Annotated in this window: 20 protein-coding genes; 12 read left to right on the top strand and 8 right to left on the bottom strand. The window is 62.9% G+C overall.

Translation table 11 applies throughout. The features are described 5' to 3' along the window. Window positions 1–492: 492 nt before the first annotated feature. Together AWB72_RS09215 and AWB72_RS09210 are read right to left on the bottom strand one after the other, a co-directional pair. Window positions 493–1,836 carry an MFS transporter gene (locus tag AWB72_RS09215; RefSeq protein ID WP_052449713.1) on the bottom strand — a complete coding sequence of 448 codons (1,344 nt, stop codon included), beginning with the start codon at window positions 1,834–1,836 and terminating at the stop codon, window positions 493–495. Between the two features lie 62 nt (window positions 1,837–1,898). Then, a complete protein-coding gene (locus AWB72_RS09210) occupies window positions 1,899–2,684 on the bottom strand; it encodes an SDR family oxidoreductase (protein WP_040048955.1) in 786 nt (261 codons plus the stop codon). Window positions 2,685–3,312: 628 nt separating this feature from the next. On the opposite strand from AWB72_RS09210, the gene AWB72_RS09205 reads away from it, so the two are divergent. After that, window positions 3,313–3,816 carry a hypothetical protein gene (locus tag AWB72_RS09205; protein ID WP_040048985.1) on the top strand — a complete coding sequence of 168 codons (504 nt, stop codon included), beginning with the start codon at window positions 3,313–3,315 and terminating at the stop codon, window positions 3,814–3,816. An 11-nt stretch (window positions 3,817–3,827) separates the two neighbouring features. On the opposite strand, the gene AWB72_RS09200 is transcribed toward AWB72_RS09205, so the two are convergent. From AWB72_RS09200 to AWB72_RS09185, 4 genes are all read right to left on the bottom strand, one after another. Beyond that, window positions 3,828–5,387 carry a SulP family inorganic anion transporter gene (locus tag AWB72_RS09200; RefSeq protein ID WP_040048956.1) on the bottom strand — a complete coding sequence of 520 codons (1,560 nt, stop codon included), beginning with the start codon at window positions 5,385–5,387 and terminating at the stop codon, window positions 3,828–3,830. An 81-nt stretch (window positions 5,388–5,468) separates the two neighbouring features. Then, the gene (locus AWB72_RS09195) at window positions 5,469–6,131 is read right to left on the bottom strand and encodes a carbonic anhydrase (protein ID WP_040048986.1); all 663 of its coding nucleotides are present in this window, start codon (window positions 6,129–6,131) and stop codon (window positions 5,469–5,471) included. 151 nt (window positions 6,132–6,282) lie between these two features. Then, entirely contained in the window at window positions 6,283–7,074 is a 792-nt protein-coding gene (locus AWB72_RS09190) for a DUF2182 domain-containing protein (protein WP_040048957.1), read from the bottom strand. A 16-nt stretch (window positions 7,075–7,090) separates the two neighbouring features. Further along, window positions 7,091–7,693 carry a DUF1326 domain-containing protein gene (locus tag AWB72_RS09185; protein ID WP_040048958.1) on the bottom strand — a complete coding sequence of 201 codons (603 nt, stop codon included), beginning with the start codon at window positions 7,691–7,693 and terminating at the stop codon, window positions 7,091–7,093. Window positions 7,694–7,907: 214 nt separating this feature from the next. On the opposite strand from AWB72_RS09185, the gene AWB72_RS09180 reads away from it, so the two are divergent. Further along, a complete protein-coding gene (locus AWB72_RS09180; protein ID WP_084592732.1) occupies window positions 7,908–8,678 on the top strand; it encodes a CpsD/CapB family tyrosine-protein kinase in 771 nt (256 codons plus the stop codon). Here AWB72_RS09180 and AWB72_RS09175 read toward each other — a convergent pair. Next, the gene (locus AWB72_RS09175; RefSeq protein WP_084592733.1) at window positions 8,675–9,568 is read right to left on the bottom strand and encodes an ATP-grasp fold amidoligase family protein; all 894 of its coding nucleotides are present in this window, start codon (window positions 9,566–9,568) and stop codon (window positions 8,675–8,677) included. The genes AWB72_RS09180 and AWB72_RS09175 overlap by 4 nt on opposite strands. Before the next feature lie 464 nt (window positions 9,569–10,032). Here AWB72_RS09175 and AWB72_RS09170 point away from each other — a divergent pair, with 464 nt between their 5' ends. The 8 genes from AWB72_RS09170 to AWB72_RS09135 all read left to right on the top strand — a co-directional run bounded on the left by AWB72_RS09170 (window position 10,033) and on the right by AWB72_RS09135 (window position 20,416). After that, a complete protein-coding gene (locus AWB72_RS09170; protein ID WP_143754602.1) occupies window positions 10,033–11,532 on the top strand; it encodes a tyrosinase family protein in 1,500 nt (499 codons plus the stop codon). 394 nt (window positions 11,533–11,926) lie between these two features. Continuing rightward, window positions 11,927–12,886 carry an ABC transporter substrate-binding protein gene (locus AWB72_RS09165; RefSeq protein ID WP_040048961.1) on the top strand — a complete coding sequence of 320 codons (960 nt, stop codon included), beginning with the start codon at window positions 11,927–11,929 and terminating at the stop codon, window positions 12,884–12,886. A gap of 6 nt (window positions 12,887–12,892) precedes the next feature. Then, window positions 12,893–14,434, top strand: coding sequence for a sugar ABC transporter ATP-binding protein (locus AWB72_RS09160; RefSeq protein WP_040048962.1), 1,542 nt, complete (start codon window positions 12,893–12,895; stop codon window positions 14,432–14,434). After that, window positions 14,427–15,497: an ABC transporter permease gene (locus AWB72_RS09155; RefSeq protein WP_040048963.1), complete on the top strand. Its 1,071-nt coding sequence runs from the start codon at window positions 14,427–14,429 to the stop codon at window positions 15,495–15,497. Before AWB72_RS09160 ends, AWB72_RS09155 begins: the two co-directional genes overlap by 8 nt. Further along, the gene (yjfF, locus tag AWB72_RS09150) at window positions 15,494–16,528 is read left to right on the top strand and encodes a galactofuranose ABC transporter, permease protein YjfF (RefSeq protein WP_040048964.1); all 1,035 of its coding nucleotides are present in this window, start codon (window positions 15,494–15,496) and stop codon (window positions 16,526–16,528) included. The genes AWB72_RS09155 and yjfF overlap by 4 nt, the downstream gene beginning before the upstream one ends. A gap of 7 nt (window positions 16,529–16,535) precedes the next feature. Next, a complete protein-coding gene (locus tag AWB72_RS09145) occupies window positions 16,536–17,258 on the top strand; it encodes a FadR/GntR family transcriptional regulator (RefSeq protein ID WP_040048965.1) in 723 nt (240 codons plus the stop codon). 153 nt (window positions 17,259–17,411) lie between these two features. Next, on the top strand, window positions 17,412–17,858 hold the full coding sequence (locus AWB72_RS09140) for a YybH family protein (RefSeq protein ID WP_244285567.1): 447 nt from the start codon (window positions 17,412–17,414) through the stop codon (window positions 17,856–17,858). Between the two features lie 203 nt (window positions 17,859–18,061). Continuing rightward, complete coding sequence (locus AWB72_RS09135) at window positions 18,062–20,416, top strand: putative bifunctional diguanylate cyclase/phosphodiesterase (protein WP_040048966.1); 2,355 nt, start codon at window positions 18,062–18,064, stop codon at window positions 20,414–20,416. 36 nt (window positions 20,417–20,452) lie between these two features. Here AWB72_RS09135 and AWB72_RS09130 read toward each other — a convergent pair whose 3' ends face one another. After that, window positions 20,453–21,373: a LysR family transcriptional regulator gene (locus AWB72_RS09130; protein ID WP_040048967.1), complete on the bottom strand. Its 921-nt coding sequence runs from the start codon at window positions 21,371–21,373 to the stop codon at window positions 20,453–20,455. Window positions 21,374–21,496: 123 nt separating this feature from the next. Here AWB72_RS09130 and AWB72_RS09125 point away from each other — a divergent pair, with 123 nt between their 5' ends. Together AWB72_RS09125 and AWB72_RS09120 are read left to right on the top strand one after the other, a co-directional pair. Further along, window positions 21,497–22,687, top strand: coding sequence for a M20 aminoacylase family protein (locus AWB72_RS09125; RefSeq protein ID WP_040048968.1), 1,191 nt, complete (start codon window positions 21,497–21,499; stop codon window positions 22,685–22,687). Then, a complete protein-coding gene (locus AWB72_RS09120) occupies window positions 22,684–23,994 on the top strand; it encodes an MFS transporter (RefSeq protein ID WP_040048969.1) in 1,311 nt (436 codons plus the stop codon). The genes AWB72_RS09125 and AWB72_RS09120 overlap by 4 nt, the downstream gene beginning before the upstream one ends. The last annotated feature ends 37 nt before the right edge of the window (window positions 23,995–24,031 follow it).

Genomic DNA, 24,031 nt, shown 5'->3' with positions numbered 1-24,031 from the left:
CCTTGCCACGAGTTCCAGCGAGGAAAGATCCGTCGTGGAGCGTGTCGCCACTGTGCGTCTCCGTCGTATGACTCGGGTTACGCTGCGTTAGCTGTGACCTGTGATCACAGTTCGGTTCAGTGAATTCTGTTACGTGTTCCGTTCGAGGTCAACGGCGTTTCGTTAGGGGAAAACGCGGATGCGCTGTTAGCGTGCGCTCACACGCCCGTAGGCGATCAATGCGATATACACGAAGGCGTCATGCGTTCTCCTTCTCGCGCCACATCATGGATGACGCTTGCCCGCTCACGCTTCGATGGCTGCACGCGCGGACGATGACGCGTGACGCGCATCGCCAGCACCGCGTGCAGTTGCGGCCAAGGCCTACATCATCGCTTCGAAGCCAATAGCGGTGCGTTTAGCCAAAGGATTGTCGAAGCGCGCCGGCCTTGACGCCGCGCAGCGGTTGCCCGTCTGCGCGGCGAGGCGGTGAAAAGATGAGTGACGGACGTTTTACCGGAGGCGCTCGCCGCGCGCCGTGCCTGCATCGCGGAAACGGATCTTGTGCGGCATGGCCCACGCAATCAGCGCAGCCGTGAAGATGCATACGACGGCGATCGCATACAGCCCCATCGATGCGCTGCCGAGCATGTCCTTCACCTTGCCGACCATGTACGGCGCGACGATCCCGCCGAACTGACCCAGCGAGTTGATCAGCGCAAGCCCGGCCGCCGCCGCCGCGCCCGTCAGAATGCGCGCGGGGAACATCCAGAAGATGCCGAACGATGCGATCACGCCCGTCGCCGAGATGCTCAGGCCGAGCACGAGCAGCACCGTGTTCGTGGGCCATGCGGCGCTGATGAAATAGCCGAACGCGGCGGCCAGCGCGCAACCGGTCAGATGCCAGCGACGCTCGCCCGTGCGGTCCGAGCTGCGGCTGATGAGCACGGTGCCGATCATCGCGGAGAGATACGGAATCATCGTGATGAGACCGATGACGAGCGGATCGCTATTGCCCGCGCTTTTCACGAGCTGCGGCATCCAGAACAGGAAGCCGTAGATGCCCATGCACAGGCCGAAGTAGATCAGCGAGAACAGATAGATGACCGGCCAGCGCAGCGCAACGAGAAAGGAATGCGTGCTGTCCACCTTGCGATCGCGCGCGATGATCGTGGAAAGCAGGCTCTTTTCAGCGGGCGTGAGCCACTTCGCATCTTCGACGCGATCGTCGAGCACGAACAGCACCATCAATCCGAGCGTGATGGAAGGCAGCCCTTCGAGGAGAAAGAGCCATTGCCAGCCCGGCATGCCGTTGACGCCGTCGAAGTACTTGAGGATGCCGCCCGAGATCGGCCCGCCGATGATCCCGCACAACGCAATCGCGCCGAAGAACAGTGAGTTCATGCGTCCGCGACGCTCGGCGGGAAACCATTGCGTATAGAAATACAGGACGCCCGGCACGAAGCCGGCTTCGAGCGCGCCCAGCAGAAAGCGCAGCACATAAAAGGACGTTTCGTCACGCACGAACATCATCGCCGCCGATGCCGCGCCCCACGAAATCATGATGCGCGCAATCCAGCGGCGCGCGCCCGTGCGGACCATGATTGCGTTGCTCGGAATCTCGAACAGCAGATAGCCGATGAAGAACACACTCGCGCCCAGGCCATACGCGGCTTCGCTCAGGCCGAGTTGCGACTGCATCTGCAGCTTCGCGAAACTGATATTCACGCGGTCCAGATACGCCGCCACGAAGCACGCAAGGATGAGCGGCACGATGCGCCAGCTCACCTTGTTGAAGATGCGCGCTTCATCGAGCGCGTGGGCCTCGGGGGCGACGTCCGCCAGGGTTTTGAGCATTGCTTGTCTCCGTCGATACTTTTATGTGAAGCACTGCGTCAGCCGATATGCTCGGGGCGCGTCTATCCGCGTCCGACGAACGGCATCTTCGTCGCCATGACGGTCATGTACTGCACGTTCGCTTCGAGCGGCAAGCCCGCCATGTAAGCGACCGATCGTGCGGCATGCGCGAGGTCCATCGTGGGTTCGGGCGCGCGTTCGCCGTTGGCCTGCAGCACGCCGCTCTGCATCTTCGCGGCCATGTCGGTCATCACGTTGCCGAAATCGATCTGGCAGACCGCGATGTCGTACTTGCGGCCATCGAGCGCGCATGCCTTCGTCAGCCCGCTCACGGCGTGCTTGCTCGCGGTGTAGTCGGCGGAATGAAGACGCGGCGTGTGAGCGGACAGCGAACCGTTGTTGATGATGCGGCCGCCGCGCGGCTCTTGCGCGCGCATTTGTCGGAAGGCCGCCTGCGTGCATAGCAGCGTGCCCGTCACGTTGATATCGAGCATGCTGCGAAAGCGCTCGATCGACAGGTCTTCAACCGAGACGCCTTCCACGCCTACGCCTGCGTTGTTGAACAGCAGATCGAGCCGGCCGAAGCGGCGCTGCACGGTTTCGAAGAGATGCGCGACGGAGGCGGGATCGGCCACGTCGGTTGCAATGGCGAGCAGGCGGTCGGCGGCGTCCGCATGCTGCTCTGCATAGTCGCGAATGACGGCATCGAGCGCGTCCTGTCGACGGCCCGCGAGCGCGACCCGCCAGCCTTCGTCGGCGAGCGCGTGGACCGTCGCGCGGCCGATACCGCTGCCTGCTCCCGTGACGATGGCCACGCGCTTTGCGTTCGGTCTGTCGTGCTGACTCATTGTTCGTGTTCCCCCGGAATGTTCTGGATCGTCCTTGCATCGACTTAGCGAATCTAGCCAAAAGCCCGCGCGCCCAACATTGAGAATTTGCGATAGGGGTATGAGAAAGCGTTATACCTTTGGCGTTTTCATGGCCGATTCGGGCGGCAATCCGCGTGCGGTAAGTCTTGGAGCGGCGTTACGCAGCAAGGCTTGCGGCGTTGTTGCGCTACGGCATCGCGCTGAGCGCGAGCCGTCGTGCGTGTTGTCTGCCGAATTGTGAATAAGGGAAGATGCGGAGGAAGACGCGAACGGCTTTTCGTTTTTTTTGCCGGCAGTCGCCGGTGCGGCGTCGGCGCCGCGTCGTCCACGACAAGAAAGAGGCGCACAGCTTCGAGAACTTCACATTATTCAGGGCACCTACTGACTTACGAGAATATGCACTGGACCTTTCGATTTCTAACTTCTATAAAACGTGAGTGTGCGGCATCGCGCAGGAAAGCCATCTGAATCACACGTCGAATTTCATACGGCGCGCTCGAACTCATTCGACGCGCCTGTGCTCGATCGTGTCCGAGTGTTCCCTTTGCTGCCGCGCACCTATTCGAATCACCGCAAGTTGGAAACAAGAACGTGGAGGTTGATCATCATGAGCAATAGTGCTTCAGGCAGGTTTCTGATTCACGCCTTGGTCGGCGTCATAGCGGCATGCGGGGCATCGATCGGTCATTCACAGACGCTCCCGAAGCAAGGCACGATCGAAGCGACTTACACCGCATCCGGAGCCGATGTCCGAAACGTCACCGTCAGCGGCGACGACGCCGTTTTTCTCTTCGAATCGACGCTCCTGATGACCAACAACAGCAAGACGCCGCTGATGCAGAACGTGACCGCGCGCTGCGTCGAAGCGGGATTCAGCGCCGGCAGCGCAACGGGATACTGCGTCTATTCGGACAAGGACGGCGACAAGTTCGTTGAGGCGTACACGTATCAGGGCGGATCGACGACAGGCAAAGGCACGCTCAGTTCGGGCACCGGGAAATATAAGGGCATCCAGGGACAGTTCGACTGGCAGCAAGTGGTCGCCCTGCCCTCGGATAAAGGTACGTACAACTACATCGGCAAGAAGACGGGCAGCTATCGCATTCCGTAGAACGGCGGCATTTAGTTCTCTCGTTGCCGCATCAGTCCCATCCAGCCGCTTCCGGCAGACTGCGCATTCGAACGCGGAAACTGACGGCATTCGACATGCATGCGTCGCGCGGGCGCATCGGCCACGAAGTCATCGATGAGTTCGCGCACGTCGGGGTCGATGTAGTCGGCGCGCGAGGCATCGAGAATGACGGTGGCGCCATCGGGTATCGCACGCAGATGATGCCTGAGCGATACCTTGCCGAGAAACGAAACGTCCTTTCGGAACGAGAGCAGATAGTGGTCGTCGTGCTGCGCGACCGTGATGGGCCGCCTGAGATTCGCATGCACCGCGAGCGCGAGACTACACGCGATGCCGAGCAGAATGCCCATCAAGAGATCGGTCAGCAATACGCCGGCAATCGTTACCATGAACGGAGCAAAACGTCCGATGCCTTGCTTCGCCACCGCCGCGAACAGCGAAGGCTTGGCGAGCTTCAAGCCCGTGAAAATAAGGATCGCGGCGAGGCACGCGAGCGGAATGAGATTGATGATGCTCGTCAGCGCGAACACGCTTGCAAGCAGCAGCACGCCGTGAATGAACGACGACCAGCGGCTTTGCGCGCCCGCATGCACGTTCGCGGAACTGCGCACGATCACCGATGTGATCGGCAGCGCGCCCATTGCCCCGGCCATCATGTTGCCGATGCCTTGCGCCTTCAATTCACGATCGGGCTGCGCGGCACGCTTCCTCGGGTCGATCTGTTCGACCGCTTCGAGACACAGCAGCGTTTCCAGACTCGCGACGATGGCGAGCGTCAGCGCGAGACGCCATACATCGGGCTTCGCGAACTGCGAGACATCGGGCCATGCGAGCGCGTGAGTGAATGCCGCAAACGTTTGCATCGACGGCAACGAAACGCGGTGCTGCGCCGGCGGCGCGAACCCCGGCGCGATCATGTCGAGCAAGAGCGTCACGCCAATGCCGAACGCGACCACGGCAAGCGGCGCGGGCACCACGCGCACGAAGGCAAAGCGCCGCAACGCGCGCGTTTCCCATCCGGCCAGCATCGCTAGCGAGACGAGTGCGACCGCGCATGCCGCCACGGACATTGCGCCGAACGGGGTATCGGCCATGCCTGCGCCGCTCGCGGCTTGCGCGCCGTCATTGGCGAGTCCCGCCGCGAGCGGTATCTGCTTGATGACGAGCAAGAGGCCAATGGCCGCAAGCATTCCCTTGATGACCGACGAAGGCACATAGGCCGCGAAGCGCCCCGCCTTGAGCATGCCGAAGCCGAACTGAATAGCGCCGGAAAGCAGCACCGCGAGCAGGAACGAAGAGAAGCTGCCGAGTCCGGCGATGCCATCGACGACGATAACGATGAGACCGGCTGCGGGACCACTGACGCTCAGGTGCGATCCACTCAGCAACGCGACGACGAGGCCACCGATGATGCCGGACAAGAGCCCGGCGAAGGCATCGACGCCCGATGCGTTGGCTATGCCGAGACAGAGTGGCATGGCGACGAGAAAGACGACCGTGCCCGCGAAAATATCGCGCGGAAATTGGCTCAAGCGATTGTTGGAGTTCATGGTTTTTTCAAGCGAGTTTGGGCCTGCAACGTCTTTGAGCAAACGTCGCATCCGGGAGAAACGCTAAAGGAAATCAACTAATCAGAATCCGGCGGATTCCACCGTTTCTCGCGTATCGGCGTTGGCTGAAGGCAAGGCTTCACGCGCGCATCCTTGGTCATAGCCGGACGCCAGTACCTTGATGAGTCCGTCATGCAAGCCGAATATCCAGCCATGTACGAGCGGCGCCGCAGCGCGATCCGCTATGACGGGCGCCTGCCGCAAGAGACGCACTTGCTCGAGCACGTTGAGTTCCGCGAGACGGTTGGCGCGCGCATCGAGTTCAGTGAATGTGTCGAGTTCTTTTCGATGCCGCTCGCCTAGCGCGCAAAGCGGTGCAATGCGCCGGTTCACGTGCGGCAAGTCATTCGATAGCGGCAGCAGCGAGGCGCGCACGCCGCCGCATCCGTAATGTCCGCACACAATGACGTGATCGACTTCGAGCACGCGCACGGCGTACTCGAGCACGCTCATGGTGTTGTCGTCGGACGGACAAAACAGGTTGGCGATATTGCGATGAACGAATAAGTCACCGGGGTTTGCGTTCGTGATGGATTCGGCCGGCACGCGGCTATCCGAACAGCCGATCCACAGCACCTTGGGGCTTTGGCCTTGCGCCAGGCGAGGAAAAAATTGCGGGTCCGCATGGGCGATCTCGCGAGCCCACGCAATGTTTTCAACGAGCATTCGTTTGGGTCGATTCATGCGTTCTTTCTCCAAAAGAGTGGCAGCCGCGCCTTGCGTGTCGGCACACCGATTCTTACGAAAGACTTTCGCATGAAAAGTTCATAATTGTCTAAAGAAAATTAAAGCGATCTTCAGTGACTTTTTTAGCGCCAGATCTATTGCGACGGACCTAGACGATGTGCGGCAACACAATCCATCCGGACCAGGCGATCAGCCCAACTCCGAGCGCCTTGCCGATGTATCGTCCCGAAGGCAGATTCTTTTCCGCCGCCATGACTGCACCGAGTGCGAGCATCCACCCGACGCTTCCCGTTCCTACTGCAAACATGAGCAGCATGAGCGTCCAGCAGCAGCCGACGCAAAACGCGCCGTGATTCACGCCCATCAGAAAGCTGTCGCGTCGCGCGCTCCGGCCGCTCCAGTGCTCCATGACGAACATGAGCGGCGAGCGGCACTTGTCGAGGCACCGGTACTTGATGCGGCTGAACTGATAGACGCCCGCCAGCCCGACCACGCCCGCGCCCAACAGCCACGCATACAGCGAGATCGTCGGCGTGCGTTGAGCGAGCTGATGCAGTACGGCATCGACGCCATGCGCGACTGCGCCGAACATCGCCCATGCAGCGGCATAGCCCGAGACGAGCAATGCAAGCAGCACGCGCCTGTCCGCGCGCGTGGCGGTCAGGCGTCTGAAGTTCGCGAGCAATGGGAACACGGTCGGCAACATCATGGCTGCGATCATCAGCAGCCACGCCGCGCTATGCAGCAACGCGTCGAGCATCACGCTGCCGCCGGGAACGGATTCGCAAAGCGCGGCCACGCCCGGCAAGTCGATCCAGCTCGCGTGATGCACGTAGCGCGCGTATGGCCCCGCGCCCCACGCCCACAACACGATCCAGGCGCTCGCCACCAATGCCGCGAAGAGGGGTGCGAAGAGCCGCGCACGTTCGGCGTTGCGCATGTCGACGCCCGCTTCGTCAGGACGCGAAGCTGAACGAGCCTTGAATCGCGTTATGCCCGCTCAACGTGAAATCGATGCCCAGCTTATCGTTCTTCAGGCGAAACTTATTCGCTTTGCCGACGTATGCAGGTGAGCCGGGTATCGTCGAGAAGATGCTTTCGACAAGCGTTGTCGGCTCGCCAGTGGGACCGCGATACGGTTCGAGTTCGGCGTCGACCGTCTGGCCCACGGTGAGTCTGCCTTTGCCGTCGCGCACCGTGTATTCGATCGGCGCGCGCTCAACCGATACCACTTCGCCGATCAGCTTCACGAGTTCCGCGAGCGGGCCGCCGCGCTCTCCGCGATGCACGCTCAGCAGCGCATCGAATTGCGCATCGGTGGCGTTGTTATCCACATACATCGCAACGCGCCAATCGCCCTTTAACACATTGCCCGGAATGAACGCGGCGAACGCGACGGTGATACCCGACACGTCCACGCCATCGATCACGCCTTTTTCATAGTGATACGCCATTGCGCTGCGGCACGTCCCGTTGTCCGGATCTTCGCCGATCCAGCACGGACATAGCACCTTGCACTCGCATACTTCAAGAATGCTGCCTTCCAGTCGATAGCTCATTTCTGCCCTCATCCGTTGATGTCGAACGATCGGGCCGTCGTTAACACACGTGTGTTCGATTGTGCATTGTCTTGTCTCGAGCGACGTCCGCCCGATTTCTGTTTTAGGCGTTATGCGCGCGGATGGAAAGCCGCACTCATTTATTCCTAGTTGTCCATACTAAAAGAGCTGTACTACGCTGTCTCGGTGACAGGCATATCCATTCATCCGATGAATGCGCGAGTCAGTCAAGCACGTTCGTTTTAAACCCACTCGCCGCAGTCCGCGGTTCCCAAAGCTCCACGCCGGGTCATCAACGGAGGCGCGCATCGTGCTCATGCCGCTCGAAGAGTTTCGTTTTGGACGCGGACAACGGTCGGCGCTGGCTGCAACACGCCGCCGATCAAACGTGATGGTCGTCACCGGGGCGACGGTCGGCGTCGGAAAGACATACGTGGCCGCCAATCTTGCGGGCCTCAATGCGCGCGCAGGCAAGCGCGTGTTGCTCATCGACGCCGATCTGCGCCACGGACGCGTGGCGTCCTTGTTCGGCCTTTCGCCCGGCGCGGGACTCGCGCATGTGCTCAGCGGAAGGACGGACATCAAGGCCGCGCTTCGCTCGGTGGACGTGCGCGGCCTGCATGTGATGACAGCCGGCGGTGAGCTTGCGGACCCGTCCGAGCTGCTTTCGAACGGACGCCTGTCTGAAATGCTGCGGCAACTCATGCCGCATTACGACGTCATTTTTATCGATACCCCCGCGATACTCGCTTTCGCCGATGCGATCACCGTGGCCGCGCTCGGCGGATCGACGATTCTGATCGCGCCGCCCGGACCGCAAAGCGACGACGAGCTCGAAGACGCAGTGAACGTGCTTCAGCGCACGGGCGCGAATGTCGCCGGCGTGATCTATAACGCGCCACCGCGCCGCGCAGGCGACGATCGCAGGCGCGCTTACCCAACGGGATATGCAGCACGGCGCCGACGCAGCCCTGGCGCTTTCTAGGCCCGTGCGCCTTGCATGAATGGCCGGTTCATGAGACGGCCCCATTCGTAGTCGAGATCTTCGGGGACCATCGGAAACACGCCCGCGCCCGGCGTGAAAGTCAACTCGCCGAAATAAATCTTGTCGCCCGGCGCATAAAGATCGACGCGAACATACTCGAAGCCTTCCGCAAGCGACGTCGCCACCGCCAGCAACGCGGCCAGGTTTGCCGGGCGCGGCGCGGCTTGCATGCTACGCAGATAATGCCCGATCGCGAGATCGAGACGGTTCCAGTTTGCGTCGTACGTATCGCCACGCGGATGCTCGCCGAAACGGTCCGAAATCACCGCGATGTAGATAGTCGGCTTGGTCTGCCCTTCGCTGAAGAAGCAGTGAATCTTGATGTCCGCGGGAACCTCCTCGTTCGACTCGAGGAGCAGGTGTTCGAAGTAAATGCGCGGCTTGATGGTGCGATAGTGACGTTCGCGCGCCACGCGATAGAAGTCGGTCGCAAGCCAGCGCTGCGCGAGACGCTGCAATGCCTCGAACGATGTCTTCGACTTGTCGCGCACGACTTCGACAAAGCCGCTGCCGTGATTCGCCTTCATCACGAACTTCGAGGGCAACGCATCGAACACGTCGCGCGTGAACGCCGGCGGCGTGGCAATGAGCGGTATCAGATATTGTTCGCCGACCTTGCGGCGCACATAGTCGCGCACGGTTAATTTGTCGGTCAAATCGACAAAACGCGCATCGGGATAAAGACAGCGATGCAGAATCTTTTCGTTGAATGTTCTCGGATGCGTGATATTCGGGAACCTTCCAACCTTGCGCCGGTGCGCGATGCTCAAGAACACGCGGTCTGGCATGCAGTCCAGTACGGCTTTGCCAAGTGCCTTGCCGATCGACATCATCGTTCTCCTGTGTTGCGCCGTTCTGCGTGCAAGTCCACGGCACGATGAGCCCGTCGATGATAGACCATGAAACGGTCGCTTTCTAGCGAATGACCGAGCAAGCGCGTCAGACGTTTGCAGAGTCCATGAGAACATGGCAGACCGCCGCGCGACTGTCGCCACAGTGCGACAACACATGTATAAACGACATTAGTCGGATATTTACGTGCGGAAACGCACGATTAAAGCACGCCTGATCGGCGTACATTCCTTTCTGACAACTCACGGCGCAAAACACTTGCAAGGCTCGCGTTCGGACGCCGATTGCCGAACGCAAGCGCAAACGTTAGATTAGTCGCCCAGTTTTTCCGCTCGCCATTCAGGCAAGAGCCAAAGAAAAGACCGCTTGACACGCCGGTCGCTATCTGGGCCGGCCTGATCGCGCACCATCTAATTAGACGTACTATGTACCGGAGAACATCTTGAGCCGCCTCAAAATTACCCGACGAGCCTTTCTCGGCGGCGCTGCATCCACCCTCTCATGGGCTGCTTTCCCCTACATGGCGGCGGCCGCGACCAACGTCATCCGCGTGGAATGGCAGCAGTACAAACAGACCCCGCAATATGCGTCGTTCCTGAACGCCGTGCGTTCGATGATGGCGAACACCAACGCCAACGATCCCAATTCCTGGCAGTACTGGAGCAACGTTCACGCGAACTACTGCCCGCACCGCACGCCGTACTTCCTCGCATGGCATCGCGGTTATCTCTACTATCTCGAGCAGCAGATGAAGCGCATCACCGGTGACGCCTATTTCACGCTGCCTTATTGGGACTGGTTCAGCAACCCGCATGTGCCGAGTGAGTTCACCGACAACGCGAGCGGCAATCCGCTGTACTGCCCGCGTCTGAACACGAACGTCTATAACGCACTCGATCTTTCGCCGTTCTCGTATTCGGTCGTGAACTTCCAGCGAGGCACCGCGAATTCGTTCGAAGAGAAGTTCGAGACCGCACCGCATAACCCGGTGCATAACATCATCGGCAACACGATGGCGACGATGCAATCGCCGCGCGATCCGATCTTCTATCTGCATCACGCGAACGTGGACCGCCTCTGGCATGCATGGGCGCTGCCGGACGGACGCACCATGCCGCCGCCGACGGATCCGTACTGGGCAGGCACGTTCACGTATGCGCCGGGCCTCACGATCAACAAGGAGCAGACGTACTCGAACCGCACGCGCCTCGGCTACGACTATGCGAATACGTCACGGCCCACCACGATGCCGCCGCAGGCGCACGAGGGCCGCATTATCCGCGTGCAGGCGCAAGTGCCGCAGATTCACGCGCGTCCGCCAGTCGCTTCGTTCCCGGCAACGGCAGCCCGCACGGTCGGAAACGGACGCCGCTCGATTGGCGGTGTCAAGAACGTCGTGCTCGGCAAGCAATCGATCAGCGCACGCGTGATCGGCGAAGCGGCTTCCACGAAGCAGCTGCAGGATCTGCTCTCCGCGACGGCCGACAGCTTCGATGCGGCATCGCGCGGCGCACCGAACGCCGCAGCGCTCGCGGCGGGCAAGAGCAGCCAGTACAAGTCCGTGAAGATCGTGCTCGATAACGTCACGTTGACCACGGCGGGCGCAGCGGGCGGTTACTTCTACAACGTGTATCTGAATCTGCCCGAAGGCGTGGATATCGACGAAGTGCGCTCGAAGCATTTCCTGGGCACGGTCGGCGCGTTCGAAATTTCGGGCGCCGCGCATCACGGTGAAGTGTCGCTCGACTTCCCGGCGACTGCCGCGCTGCTGAAGATGGGCTCGGGCAACGGGCGCGAATATGCGGTTTCGTTCGTGCGCGTGGACGGCGGTGCATCGGCCAAGGGCGATGCGATCTCCGTCGGCGAAGTCCGCGTGGAATTCTCCACGGAAGCGCCGTACATCATCTCCACGAGCACACGCGCCCCGGCCGGCGCTTACTAAGGCTCGAACGTCCGGCCTCGCCGCCGGATGCTTCGTTCGAAAGACCCGCCGATGTCTGGCGGGTCTTTTTTTAGCCCCATTTATTATGGATATCTAAGTACCGTTTCGCGCCGAGCCGTCGGCACCCAGCCCATTGCTTCAAAACCCACAAGATGGTATGACTGTTTCCCGCTGAAAAGCGGGTTTACATGGATAAAAACCCGCGAAACTCCTTCATATAGTCTACCTATCTCAGCGCCGCCTCATCGCACACGTCAAACCCAAATAGCGAGAGAGTTCGCCGTTAAGCGGTTAAGGGATAAGCAGGACCCAGGCCGAATCACCGATTCAGACGTGCATTCCACAAGCATTCGAAGACCTATAAATCGACAGCGAACGAATGGAGGGAACACCGATGAGACGCCGTACCGTATTGGCCGCGATGGCCGCCGCATCATTGAGTGGAATGATTCCGGAGTTGAGTTTTGCGCAGAAGCCCATCGTGCTCGGCTTCGCGCAAGTCGGCGCCGAGAGCGAATGGCGCACCGCGAATACCGAGTCCATCAAGTCGAGCGCGAAGGATGCGGGCATCGACCTCAAGTTTTCGGACGCCCAGCAAAAGCAGGAAAACCAGATCAAGGCAATCCGCTCGTACATCGCGCAACGCGTGGACGTGATCGCGTTCTCGCCTGTCGTCGAAACGGGCTGGGACACGGTGCTCATCGAAGCGAAGAACGCGAAAATCCCCGTCGTGCTGACCGATCGCGCGATCAGCAGCAAGGACGAATCGCTCTATGTCACGTTCATCGGCTCGGACTTCACCGAGGAAGGCCGCAAGGCGGGCCGCTGGCTCGTCGAGAAGATGAAGGACAATCCCGGCCCTGTGAATATCGTCGAATTGCAGGGCACGGTCGGCTCCGCACCCGCCATCGACCGCAAGAAGGGCTTCGAGGAAATCATCAAGTCCGATCCGAAGTACAAGATCATTCGCTCGCAGACCGGCGACTTCACGCGCGCGAAAGGCAAGGAAGTGATGGAGGCGTTCCTCAAGGCCGACGGCAAGAAGATCAACGTGCTCTACGCGCACAACGACGACATGGCTATCGGCGCGATCCAGGCTATCGAAGAAGCGGGCATGAAGCCGGGTAAGGACATCGTCATCATTTCCGTGGATGGCGTGAAGGGCGCGTTCGAAGCGATGATGGCCGGCAAGCTCAACGTATCGGTGGAATGCAGTCCGCTGCTCGGGCCGCAACTGATGTCGGTCGTGAAGGACATCAAGGCGGGCAAGCCGGTGCAGAAGCGCATCGTCACGCAGGAAAGCATCTTCCCGATGGAAGTCGCGGCGAAGGAATTTCCCAACCGCAAGTACTGAGCGACGATGACATCGCCAAGCCCGACGGACGCCGCGCCCGTGCTCGAGCTGCGCGGCATCGACAAGCGTTTTGCCGGTGTGCACGCTCTGGCCGACGTGAACCTCACCCTTTATCCGGGCGAGGTTCACGCGTTGATGGGCCAGAACGGCGCGGGCAAGTCCACGCTCATCAAGGTGCTCACCGGCGTCGTCAGTCTCGACGCCGGCGAGATCCTGCTCGATGGCCGCGCCATTCGCCCCGGCTCGCCTCAAGAAGCGCAGCAGCTCGGCATCAGCACCGTGTATCAGGAAGTCAATCTCTGTCCTAACCTGTCCGTCGCGGAGAACATCTTCGCGGGATCGTTTCCGCGTCGCGGTGCGCTGCATGCGTTTCGCATCGACTGGGAAGCGACGAATCGGCAAGCGCGCGAACTGCTTGCGCGCATCGGACTCGATATCGATGTCACGCGCCTGCTCACGAGTTATTCCGTCGCGGTGCAGCAGATGGTTGCGATTGCGCGCGCGTTGAAGCTCTCGTCGAAAGTGCTGATTCTCGATGAACCCACTTCCTCGCTCGACGAAGAGGAAGTGCGTCTGCTCTTCGACGTGCTGCGCCGTTTGCGCGCGCAAGGTCTCGCCATTCTCTTCGTCACGCACTTTCTCAACCAGGTCTATGCGATCTCGGACCGCATCACCGTGTTGCGCAATAGCCGGCGTGTCGGCGTGTGGCGTGCGGACGAACTGAACACGCAGGCGCTGATTGCCGCGATGCTCGGGCGCGAACTGGCCGCCGCTCAAGCGCGTCAGACGCCGCCCGAAGAAACCGATACGGCCGCCACCGACGACATGCTTCTCGACGCGTCACGGCTCGGTCAAACGGGGCAATTGCAACCGCTCGATCTGCGCGTGCGCGCGGGCGAAGTCGTGGGCGTCGCGGGCCTGCTCGGGTCGGGGCGCACGGAACTCGCGCGGCTCTTGTTCGGACTCGAGAAGCCCGATGAAGGCGAACTGCGCATCGACGGCGTTCCGGTGAAATTCACGACGCCCGCGCACGCTATCCGTCACGGTCTCGCGTTCTGTCCCGAAGAGCGCAAGGCGGACGGCATCGTCGCGGAGCTGTCGTTGCGCGAGAACATCGCGCTCGCGTTACAGGCGCGGCTCGGCGCGCGGCGATGCCTCTCGCGAGCGGAACAGAACGCGCTCGCCGAACGGTTCGTGCGCGCGCTCGGCATCAAGGCCGCGACGCTCGACATGCCCATCGGCCTGCTTTCCGGAGGCAATCAGCAGAAGGCGCTCATCGCGAGATGGCTTGCCACGGAACCGCGCCTCCTGATTCTCGACGAACCTACGCGCGGCATCGACGTCGCCGCGAAACAGGAGATCATGGACGAGATCCTGCGGCTCGCATCGACGGGCATGGCCGTGCTCTTCATCTCGTCGGAGATATCGGAAATAGTTCGGATTGCGAATCGTATCGTCGTGTTGCGCGATCGCCGCAAGGTCGGCGAGTTGCCCGCGGGCACGAGCGAAGACACCGTATGCGAAATGATCGGAGCCGAACATGGATGACGCCGCACCGCGCAGAACGCCGGCGAGCGCGCTTCGCGCCGCGCTCGAGCACCGGCTCGGCTGGCCGCTCGTCACGCTCGCGCTCCTGCTCGCGCTGAACGCCGCGTTCAACGCGGGCTTCCTGCATGTCGAATGGCGCGATGGCCATCTGTACGGCAGCCTTATCGATATTCTGAATCGCGCGGCGCCGCTCGCGGTGGTGTCGCTCGGCATGACCATCGTGATCGCCACGCGCGGCATCGACATCTCCGTGGGCGCGATCGTCGCCATTGCGGGCGCGGTCGCCGCGTGGGCCATCGGCGGATCGGTGGCGGGGAACGTCACGCGTTTTCCGCTGCCCTTCGTGTTGCTGGCGGCGCTCTGCGTCGCGTTGCTGTGCGGCGTGTGGAACGGACTGCTCGTGGCGCGCGCGGGCATGCAGCCGATCATCGCGACACTGATTCTCATGGTCGCCGGGCGCGGCATCGCGCAGCTCATCACGAGCGGGCAGATCATCACCATCTACTATTCGCCGTACTTCTTCTTCGGCGGCGGCTATTTGCTCGGCTTGCCGGTGTCCATTCTGATCGTCGCGCTCGTCTTTGCATTGCTGTATCTCGCGATCACGCGCACGGCGCTCGGGCTCTTTCTTCAGGCCGTCGGCATCAATCCGACAGCGGCGCGCGTCGCGGGCGTGCAGGCGCGGCGGCTGACGCTCGGCGCATACGCGTTCAGCGGCTTGTGCGCGGGCGTCGCGGGCATTCTCATCAGTTCGAACGTGAAGAGCGCGGATGGCAACAACGCGGGCCTCCTGCTCGAACTCGATGCGATCCTCGCCGTCACGCTCGGCGGCACCGCGCTCACGGGCGGACGCTTCACGCTCGCGGGCAGCGTGATCGGCGCGCTCATCATTCAGACGCTCACGTATCTGATCTATTCGCTCGGCGTGCCGCCTGAAGTGAATCTGGTGGTGAAGGCCATCGTCGTGTTCGCGGTGATGATGCTGCAGTCCGGCGAGTTCCGCGCCACCGTTGCGAAGTTCGCGCGCCGCCCTGCTCTCTCCGACCGCGAGGTGCGCCGATGAACTCGCGCCTGCCCAAACCGCCGAGCGTGCCGCTCACGCCCGAGCACGGCGGCCGCGCCCCGCGACGCTCGATCGCGCAGAGCCGCTATGTGCCGCTCGCGGCGACCATCGCGCTGTTCATCGCCGTATCCGTGATCGGATCGACGATGTACACCGGCTTTCTCTCGCCGCAAGTGTTCCTCAATCTGCTGATCGACAACGCGTTCCTGATCGTCGTCGCCGTGGGGCAGACCTTCGTGATTCTCTCGGGCGGCATCGATCTTTCCGTGGGATCGGTGATCGCGTTGACGACGATGGTCTCCGCCGCGCTCGTCGAGAAAGCGGGCTGGCATCCGCTCGTGGTCATTCCGCTGGTGCTCGTCATGGGCACGGCCTTCGGCACGTTCATCGGATGGCTGATCGCGCGCTTCAGGCTTCAGCCGTTCATCGTGACGCTCGCGGGCATGTTCCTCGCGCGCGGGCTGTGCTATCTCATCAGCATCGATTCCATCAGCATCACGCATCCGTGGTATGCGGCCGTCTCGCAGATTCGCATTCCGCTTGCAAGCGATGCATCGCTTTCCATCGGCGCGGTCATCGCGCTCGTCGTGCTTGCCGTTGCGGTGTTCGTCGCGCATTACACGCCGTTCGGCCGCTCCATCTACGCGGTCGGCGGCAATCCGCATTCGGCGTTGCTGATGGGCCTGCCGGTGCACGGCGCGACCATCGGCGCGTATGCGCTTTCAGGCTTCTGTTCGGCGCTCGGCGGCGTGCTGTTCACGTTCTACATGCTGTCGGGCTATGGCCTGCATGCAATGGGACTCGAACTCGATGCCATCGCCTCGGTCGTCATCGGCGGCACGCTGTTGACGGGCGGCGTCGGCTATGTGATCGGCACGCTCTTCGGCGTGCTCCTGCTCGGCATCATTCAGACGCTGATCTCGTTCGACGGCTCGCTCAGTTCGTGGTGGACGAAGATCGCGGTCGGCGCGCTCTTGCTCGTGTTCTGCCTGTCGCAGCGGGCCTTCGGTTACCGCGCGGCGAGGCGCTAAGGAAAGCATGGACTATCGTCATCCTCCGGTCCGCAAAAGCATGCACGCGCGCATCGTGCAGGAGCTTGGCATCGAGATCGTAAGCGGCCGGCTTGCGCCCGGCGAACGCCTGCCCGCAGAAGCCAGGCTGTGCGAATCATATGGCGTGAGCCGGCCCGTGCTGCGCGAAGCGACGCGCGTGCTGGTCGCGAAGGGGCTCGTGCTGTCGAAGCCGCGCTTGGGCAGCGTCGTGCGCCCGCGCGACGAATGGCACATGCTCGATCCCGATGTGCTCTTCTGGACCATCAACAGCGTGAACGAAGGCGAGTTCTTTCGATCGCTGCTCGTGGTGCGGCGGATCATCGAGCCGGCGGCGGCGGCGCTGGCGGCATCGAATGCGACGGACGACGATCTCGCGCGCATTCGCGATGCATTCGAGCGCATGTCGCATGCCGACACGCCCGATGCGTTGCTCGCGCCCGATCTCGACTTTCATCGCGCGATCATGTCGGCCACGCACAACGACATGCTCATGTATATCGGGCATATGTTGTCGCTGGCGCTGTCGGAATCGATCAAGCTGACGAGCCGTCATCCGGATACGCACGCGCTTTCGTTGCCGCGCCACAAGGCGATTCTCACGGCCATCATCAACCGCGATCCGCTCGGCGCGCGTCATGCGAGTCTCGTGCAGCTCGACAACGCGCAGGCCGATGCGGAGAACGTGCTGTCGGCGGTGTATCAGGAATAGCGTATCGGCGAAACACGGTCGAACGTTCATGCCTTCGTCTTTCGTTCACTTGGCGCGCAGCGCGTTAATTGCTTACGCCGCAGCGCGCTTCCTATACTTCGTGCGCCGTCGCCCGAATTGACGAGGACGACGAAACGATCATGGAGACAAGCGATGAAGAAGACAATCGGATGGATGAGCGCATGCGCCGTTTTCATCGTGGCCGCGCCGTATGCGGTTCACGCTGCGGAAGACGCCACGGTCCAAAAAGTGAACGCAGCGTGGGACCAGACGTTCAACACCGGCGATGCTAAAAAGCTCGCCGCGCTCTACGACGAGAACGCGGTGATATCGCCGGGTAACGGCAAGACGATCAAGGGCCGCGCGGACATCGAAAAGCTCTTCGACGGCTATTTCAAGGCAGGCACGGGCAATCACACGACGAGCGTCGTCAACGCGCGGCGCGTGGGCAATGTGATGTACGAGACCGCGAACTGGACAGCCACCGTCGATAAGGACGGCAAGAAGACGCAATACCAGGGCGTGCTGCTCAAGGTGATGACCAAGGGCAGCGACGGACAGTGGCGCACCACCGCGCACACGTGGAACGCCGCGCAGTGAAAGCGCCGCATCACGCAATCGCGTGCCGCAATTTTTGCCGCTTTTCGCAGGTAGAAGCGCATCGCTCGGCTCACCGAACTTTCGGATCGCGAACGCGCACCCTAAAGCATCCGCCCGCCGCGACGTAAACCAGCTATAGCCACTCCCGGCCACGCCAGGCCGGGGCGGCCGCTCGTCCACCGCAAGCCGGGTTCGTCTCGCACATGTCTCAAACCACTCGTCCCGGAGTTCCAGGAGCCATCCCGTATCCCAGCGATACGGCGCGACCCCGCTCTCCCGCACGCAATCAGGGCTTCCTCGCCTTCTTCCTTGCGACGCGCAAGCGAAGCATCGCCTCGCTGCCGCTCGCGAGCATCGCGCAGATCTTCTCCGCCGCCGCGGGCGCATGGGCGCTCGCGTGGTTCGCGCTGTCGTCGGTGTCGGAGGAAGCGGCTTTCTGTATCGGCGCGGGCGCATGCGTGCTCACGCTGCTGCTCGGCCTGCGCCACGCCCGCCGCGAACTCGCGCGCGCCAACGCGACCGCCGCGCTCGCCCGCGCGCTGCTCGACGCCAACCGCGAATGCCTGAAGCTGATCGGCCCGGATGGCCGCATGCTGCGCATCTCCGAACACGGCGCCGAAATCATGCAGGCGAGCAGCCCGGAACAACTCGCGGGCGCGAACTGGCTCGGCTTCTGGTCCGGCGACGACGCCCGCGCCGCCCGCACCGCATTCGATGCCGCGATGAGCGGCTCGCGCGCCTCGTTCGTGGGCGCGTGCCCGACGACGGCCGGCGTGCCGAAGACGTGGCAATCGCGCCTCATTCCGATCGACGACGGACGCGGCGGCGTGCGCGACATCCTGTGCGCATCGCTCGATGTGACACAGGAAGCCGAACTCGCCGCCGACCTGCGCGCGAAAGAACTGCTCATGTCCGAAATGGAAGCGCACGTCGGCCTGTGCTTCTACTCGTACAGCGCGGATTACAGCTATTTCCACCACGTGAGCGCGGGCTGCGCGTCGGTCTTCGGCATCGAAGCGAAAGTGCTGCGCGAACGTCCGCAGGCGTGGGTGGAACTCGTGCTGCCGGACGACCGTCCGGAGCTTCTCGCGACGATGCAGCGCATCACGCAATCGAAGGACGGCGGGCGCGCGCGCTATCGCATTGAACATCCGGTGAACGGCGTGCGCTGGATTCAGAGCACGGGCTACCCCATATTGGACGCGAACGGCAATGTCGTGCGCGTGGTCGGCATCAGCGAGGACGTGACCGTCGAACACGAACGTCTGGCCGAACTCGACCGCCTCGCGTTCTCGGACTCGCTGACGGGGCTGGCGAATCGCGGCGCGCTGGTGCTCAAGATCGAGGAGCGTTGCCAGCGCAATGCCGCGTTCGCGCTGATGTTCATCGACCTCGACCGCTTCAAGGTGCTCAACGACACGCTCGGGCACACCGCCGCCGACCGCCTGCTCAAGTCGCTGAGCGAGCTGATCCAGGCCGCGTTGCCGCCCGACGCCCTGCTCGCGCGCCTAGGCGGCGACGAATTCGCCGTGCTGATCGACGACGCCGCCGACAAGACGCGCCTCGCCCGCATCGCGAAGGACATTCTGGCCGCGCTCGCAAGATCGGGCGAGCCTTCGCGCGCGGATGCGTTCGTCACCGCGTCCATCGGCATCTCGGTGTTCCCGGAGAACGGCGCGGACCACGAGACGCTGCTCACGAGCGCGGACATCGCCATGTACGCGGCGAAGAAGGCCGGGCGCAACGGCTTTTCGTTCGCGGACGCGAATTCGACCGAACGCATCGTCGATTTCAAGCTGGAGCGCGATCTGCCCGCCGCGCTCGCGAATCGCCAGTTCCTGTTGCACTATCAGGCGATCCACGAGCCGCGCACGCTCGAAGTGCGCAGCGTGGAAGCGCTGATCCGCTGGAAGCATCCGACCCGCGGGCTGGTTTCGCCCGGCGTGTTCATTCCGATTCTCGAGGAAAGCGGCTTCATCAACGAAATCGGCGCGTGGGTGATGGACGAAGCGCTGCGCCAGCTCGCGCTCTGGCGTCATGCGGGCGCGCGCTCGCTCGGCGTGTCGGTGAACGTGTCGTCGCGGCAGTTGCGCGACGAGGCGATCGTCGAGGTCGTCAACGACGCGCTGCATCGCTATGAGCTTCCGGCATCGAGCCTGGAAGTGGAACTCACCGAAAGCGCGCTGATGGAGAATCCCGCGCGCGCGCAGCGGACCTTGTCCGCGCTGAAGGCGCTGGGCGTGCGCATTGCCATCGACGATTTCGGCACCGGCTATTCGAGTCTGCGTTATCTCGCGGACTTCTCGCCCGACACGCTCAAGATCGACCGCTCGTTCGTCGCGCGGCTGCAGGACGATCGTGCGACGCAAAGCATCGTCGGCGGAATCATTCAGATGGCGCGCGCGCTCGGCGTGAGCGTGACGGCGGAAGGCGTCGAGCAGACGGTGCAGCTCGAATTCCTGCGCGATGCCGCATGCGATCGCGTGCAGGGTTTCCTGCTGAGCCAGCCCGTCGCGCCGGAGAAAGTGCTCGGGCTTTCCATCGCCGCGCCTGAATAAAACTGGCCTCGTCCGCCCTTTCGACGCGGCGCACGCTCACGCGCGCTCGTTGAGGAAACTCTGCGCGAGCTGCTTCCACAGATGATCCGCCGCCGGCGAAAGCCGCCTGCCGACGCGCGTCATCATCTGGCTGCCGAAACCTGCCGCGATCGGATGATCGATCGGCACCGCGACCAGTTCGCCCAGATCGACACCGCGCCGCGCCGTGATCGTCGACATGAACGCGACGCCCAGCCCCGCCGCCGCGAGCGTCTGCGCCGTGTTGAAGAGATCGACGCGATACGCGGGTATGACGTTGAGCCGCGCGTCGTCGAGCAGCGACTGCACGAACTGCTGCACGCCGAACGCTTCCGTCATGAAGATGAGCCGCTCGTGCGCGAGTTCGGCGGCGGGCACCTTCGACATCGACGCGAAGCGATGCGCCGGCGCGACCACCGCGCACAACGGCCGCTCGGCAAAGCGATGGATGCGCATGGCGGGATCGTCGGCGGAGCGCGCGCACAGGCCGATATCCACCGCGTCGTCGCGCACGAGCGAGAGCACCGCGGGCGTCGGCCCCGAACGAATTTCAACGAGGATGTCGGGATAGGTCATCGAAAAGCGCTGCAGCGCCCGCGCGATCAGATTGCCGATGAATCCCTCGCCGACGCCCAGCGCCACGCGCCCGCGCCGCAAATGCCGGTATTCCTCGAGCCGCGCGGCGAGATCGCGGGCGCGGCGCTGGCCGTCGCGGTAATGGTCGATCAGAACCTGGCCGATTTCCGTCACGACGACATTGCGCCCGCGCCGCTCGACGAGCGGAAAGCGCAACCGCCGCTCCAGCGCCGCGACCTGCCGGCTGATGACCGATGCGTTCACGCCAAGCGTTTCGGCGGCCATCCGCATGCCGCCCGCCGCGTCGATTTCGGCGAGATAGCGCAGCGAGCGCTCACCGATGTCGTCCGTCAAATCGTTCATGTGCGTCCGTACCGTTGACTCAAAGGCAACATTCTGGATGCGTTCCGGTCATGGGTCGAGTTTTTCGTCGGTGCAATACTCGCTGAATTAATCACGGACACTGCAACAAAGGAGCACCCAACCATGCCCGAAAGCCGCTTTTGCGAAGTCGCCGATCTCGCCGATGCGAAACCGCAGCTCGACGAGATTCGCCACCACATTCACCAGCATCCGGAACTGTCGTACGAGGAAGCCGCGACGTCGCGCTTCGTCGCCGAGAAGCTGCGCGCGTGGGGCTATGAAGTGACGCGCGATGTCGGCGGGCATGGCGTGGTGGCATCGCTCAGGAACGGCACGGGCAAGCGGACCGTGGGCGTGCGCGCCGACATGGACGCGCTGCCGATCCACGAGCAGACCGGCCTCCCTTACGCGAGCGTCCACGACGGCAAGATGCACGCGTGCGGCCACGACGGCCACACGACCGTGCTGCTCGGCGCGGCGCAACAGCTCGCGAAGACGCGCAATTTCGACGGCACGGTCCACCTGATTTTTCAGCCGGCGGAAGAAGCCGGCGCGGATAGCGGCGCGGAACGCATGATCGCCGATGGTCTTTTCGAGCGCTTTCCGTGCGACGCGATTTTCGGCCTGCACAATCATCCGGGCGTGGCGACCGGCACGTTCGGCTTTCGCGCGGGGCCGCTGATGGCCGCGTGCGATACGGTCAAGGTGCGCATCGTCGGGCGCGGCGGACATGCGGCGCGTCCGCATCTCGCGGTGGATCCGGTGGTGGTCGGCAGCAGCATCGTGATGGGCTTGCAGTCGATCGTCTCGCGCAACATCGATCCGAACGAGGCGGCGGTGGTGACGGTCGGCTCGTTCCGCGCGGGGAAGGCGGCGAACGTGATTCCCGAAGACGCGGTGCTCGAAATGAGCGTGCGATCGTTCTCCGCGACGGTGCGCGAGACGCTCGAGAAGCGCATTCGCGCGCTGATCGCGTCGCAGGCGGACGCGTATGGCGCGACGGTCGAGATCGACTTCATTCGCGGCTATCCGGTGCTCGTGAACAGCGAAGCGGAGACCGAGTTCGCGCGACAGGTCGCCGAGGAACTCGTCGGCAAGGAGAACGTGATTGCGCCGTTTCCGCCGATAGCGGGCAGCGAGGACTTCGCGTACTACCTGCAGAAGGTGCCGGGCTGCTTCGTGCGGCTCGGCAACGGCGAAGGCCGCCCGATGCTGCACAACGCGCGCTATGACTTCAACGACGACAATCTGGCGATCGGCGCGGCGTTCTGGACACGCCTCGTCGAACGCTTCCTGAGCGGGGACCGCGCATGAACGCCACGACGCAATCGCTTCCCCGCGCGGGCGCTCACGAAGCGCCGCAGATGTCGGCCGCGCAGCAGCGCAAGATCGTGCTGGCGGCGGTCATCGGCAATCTGCTCGAATTTTTCGATTTCACCGTCTACAGCTATTTCGCGCTGACCATCGGCAAGCAGTTTTTCCCGTCGAACGATGGCATCACGTCGTCGCTGCTGGCGTTCGCGGTCTTCGCCGTGGGCTTCGTGATGCGGCCGCTCGGCGGCATCGTGCTCGGACGATACGCGGATCGCGCCGGCCGCAAGCCCGCGCTCACGCTCACTATCTTGCTGATGGCGGTGGGATCGGCGGCGATCGGCCTGGCGCCGACTTACGCGCAGATCGGGCTGGCGGCGCCGGTGCTGATCGTCGTCGCGCGGCTGGTGCAGGGCTTCGCGCAGGGCGGCGAGTTCGGCGCCGCGACCGCGACCTTGCTCGAAATGGGCGGCAGCGCGAGCCGTGGCTTGCGCGCGAGCTGGCAGTTGGCGAGCCAGGGCGCCGCGGCGCTGCTCGGCTCGGGACTCGCGGCGAGCCTGGGCTTTCTGCTTTCGGACGACACGATGCATGGCTGGGGCTGGCGCATTCCGTTCCTGATGGGCACGCTGATCGCGCCGGTCGGCATTTATCTGCGCCGTCATATTCAGGAGGAAGCGCCTGCCGCGAAGGCGGTCGTGACGCGCGACGATCCGAAGCGCGGCCTTTATGTGCGCAACTGGTTCCTCACGATTTTTTCGATCATGGGGATGTCAGTTTCGACGTACGTGATGATGTATTACATGCCGACCTACTGCATTCAGTATCTCGGCTTGCCTTCGAAGATGTCGATGCTGGCGGGCGTCGCGTCGAGCGTGATTTCGCTGGTGATGTGCCCGGTTTATGGCGCGTGGTCGGATCGCATGGGGCGGCGCAAGCCGCTGACGGTGATCGGGCGGATTGCGCTGATCGTGCTGCTGTATCCGGCGTTCTGGGTGATGACGCATTTTCCGTCGCTGCCGGTGGTGCTGGCCGCGCTGATCGTGCTGATGCTGTGCTACACGATGGGCTCCGCCCCGGCGTATGCGCTGATGCCGGAGAATTTCCCGAAGCATCTGCGGGCGGGGTATATGTCGAGCGCGTATGCGATCGCGGTGTCGGCGTTCGGCGGGACGGCGCAGCTGGTGGCGGGTTGGCTGATTCGCGCGACGGGGAACAAGATGGCGCCGGCGTGGTACATGATCGGGTGCGTGCTGGTGTCGCTGATCGCGGTTTCGATGTTCGAGGAGACGGGGGGGCGGGAGTTGGGGTGAGGGGGTTTTGGGTGGGGCATTTTGCCAAATGCCCTGC

Origin of the sequence: Caballeronia concitans (assembly GCF_001544615.1) — a bacterium.
Classification (GTDB): domain Bacteria; phylum Pseudomonadota; class Gammaproteobacteria; order Burkholderiales; family Burkholderiaceae; genus Caballeronia; species Caballeronia concitans.
Note: the sequence above shows the minus strand (reverse complement) of the source record. Positions and strands in the feature narration are given on the sequence as shown.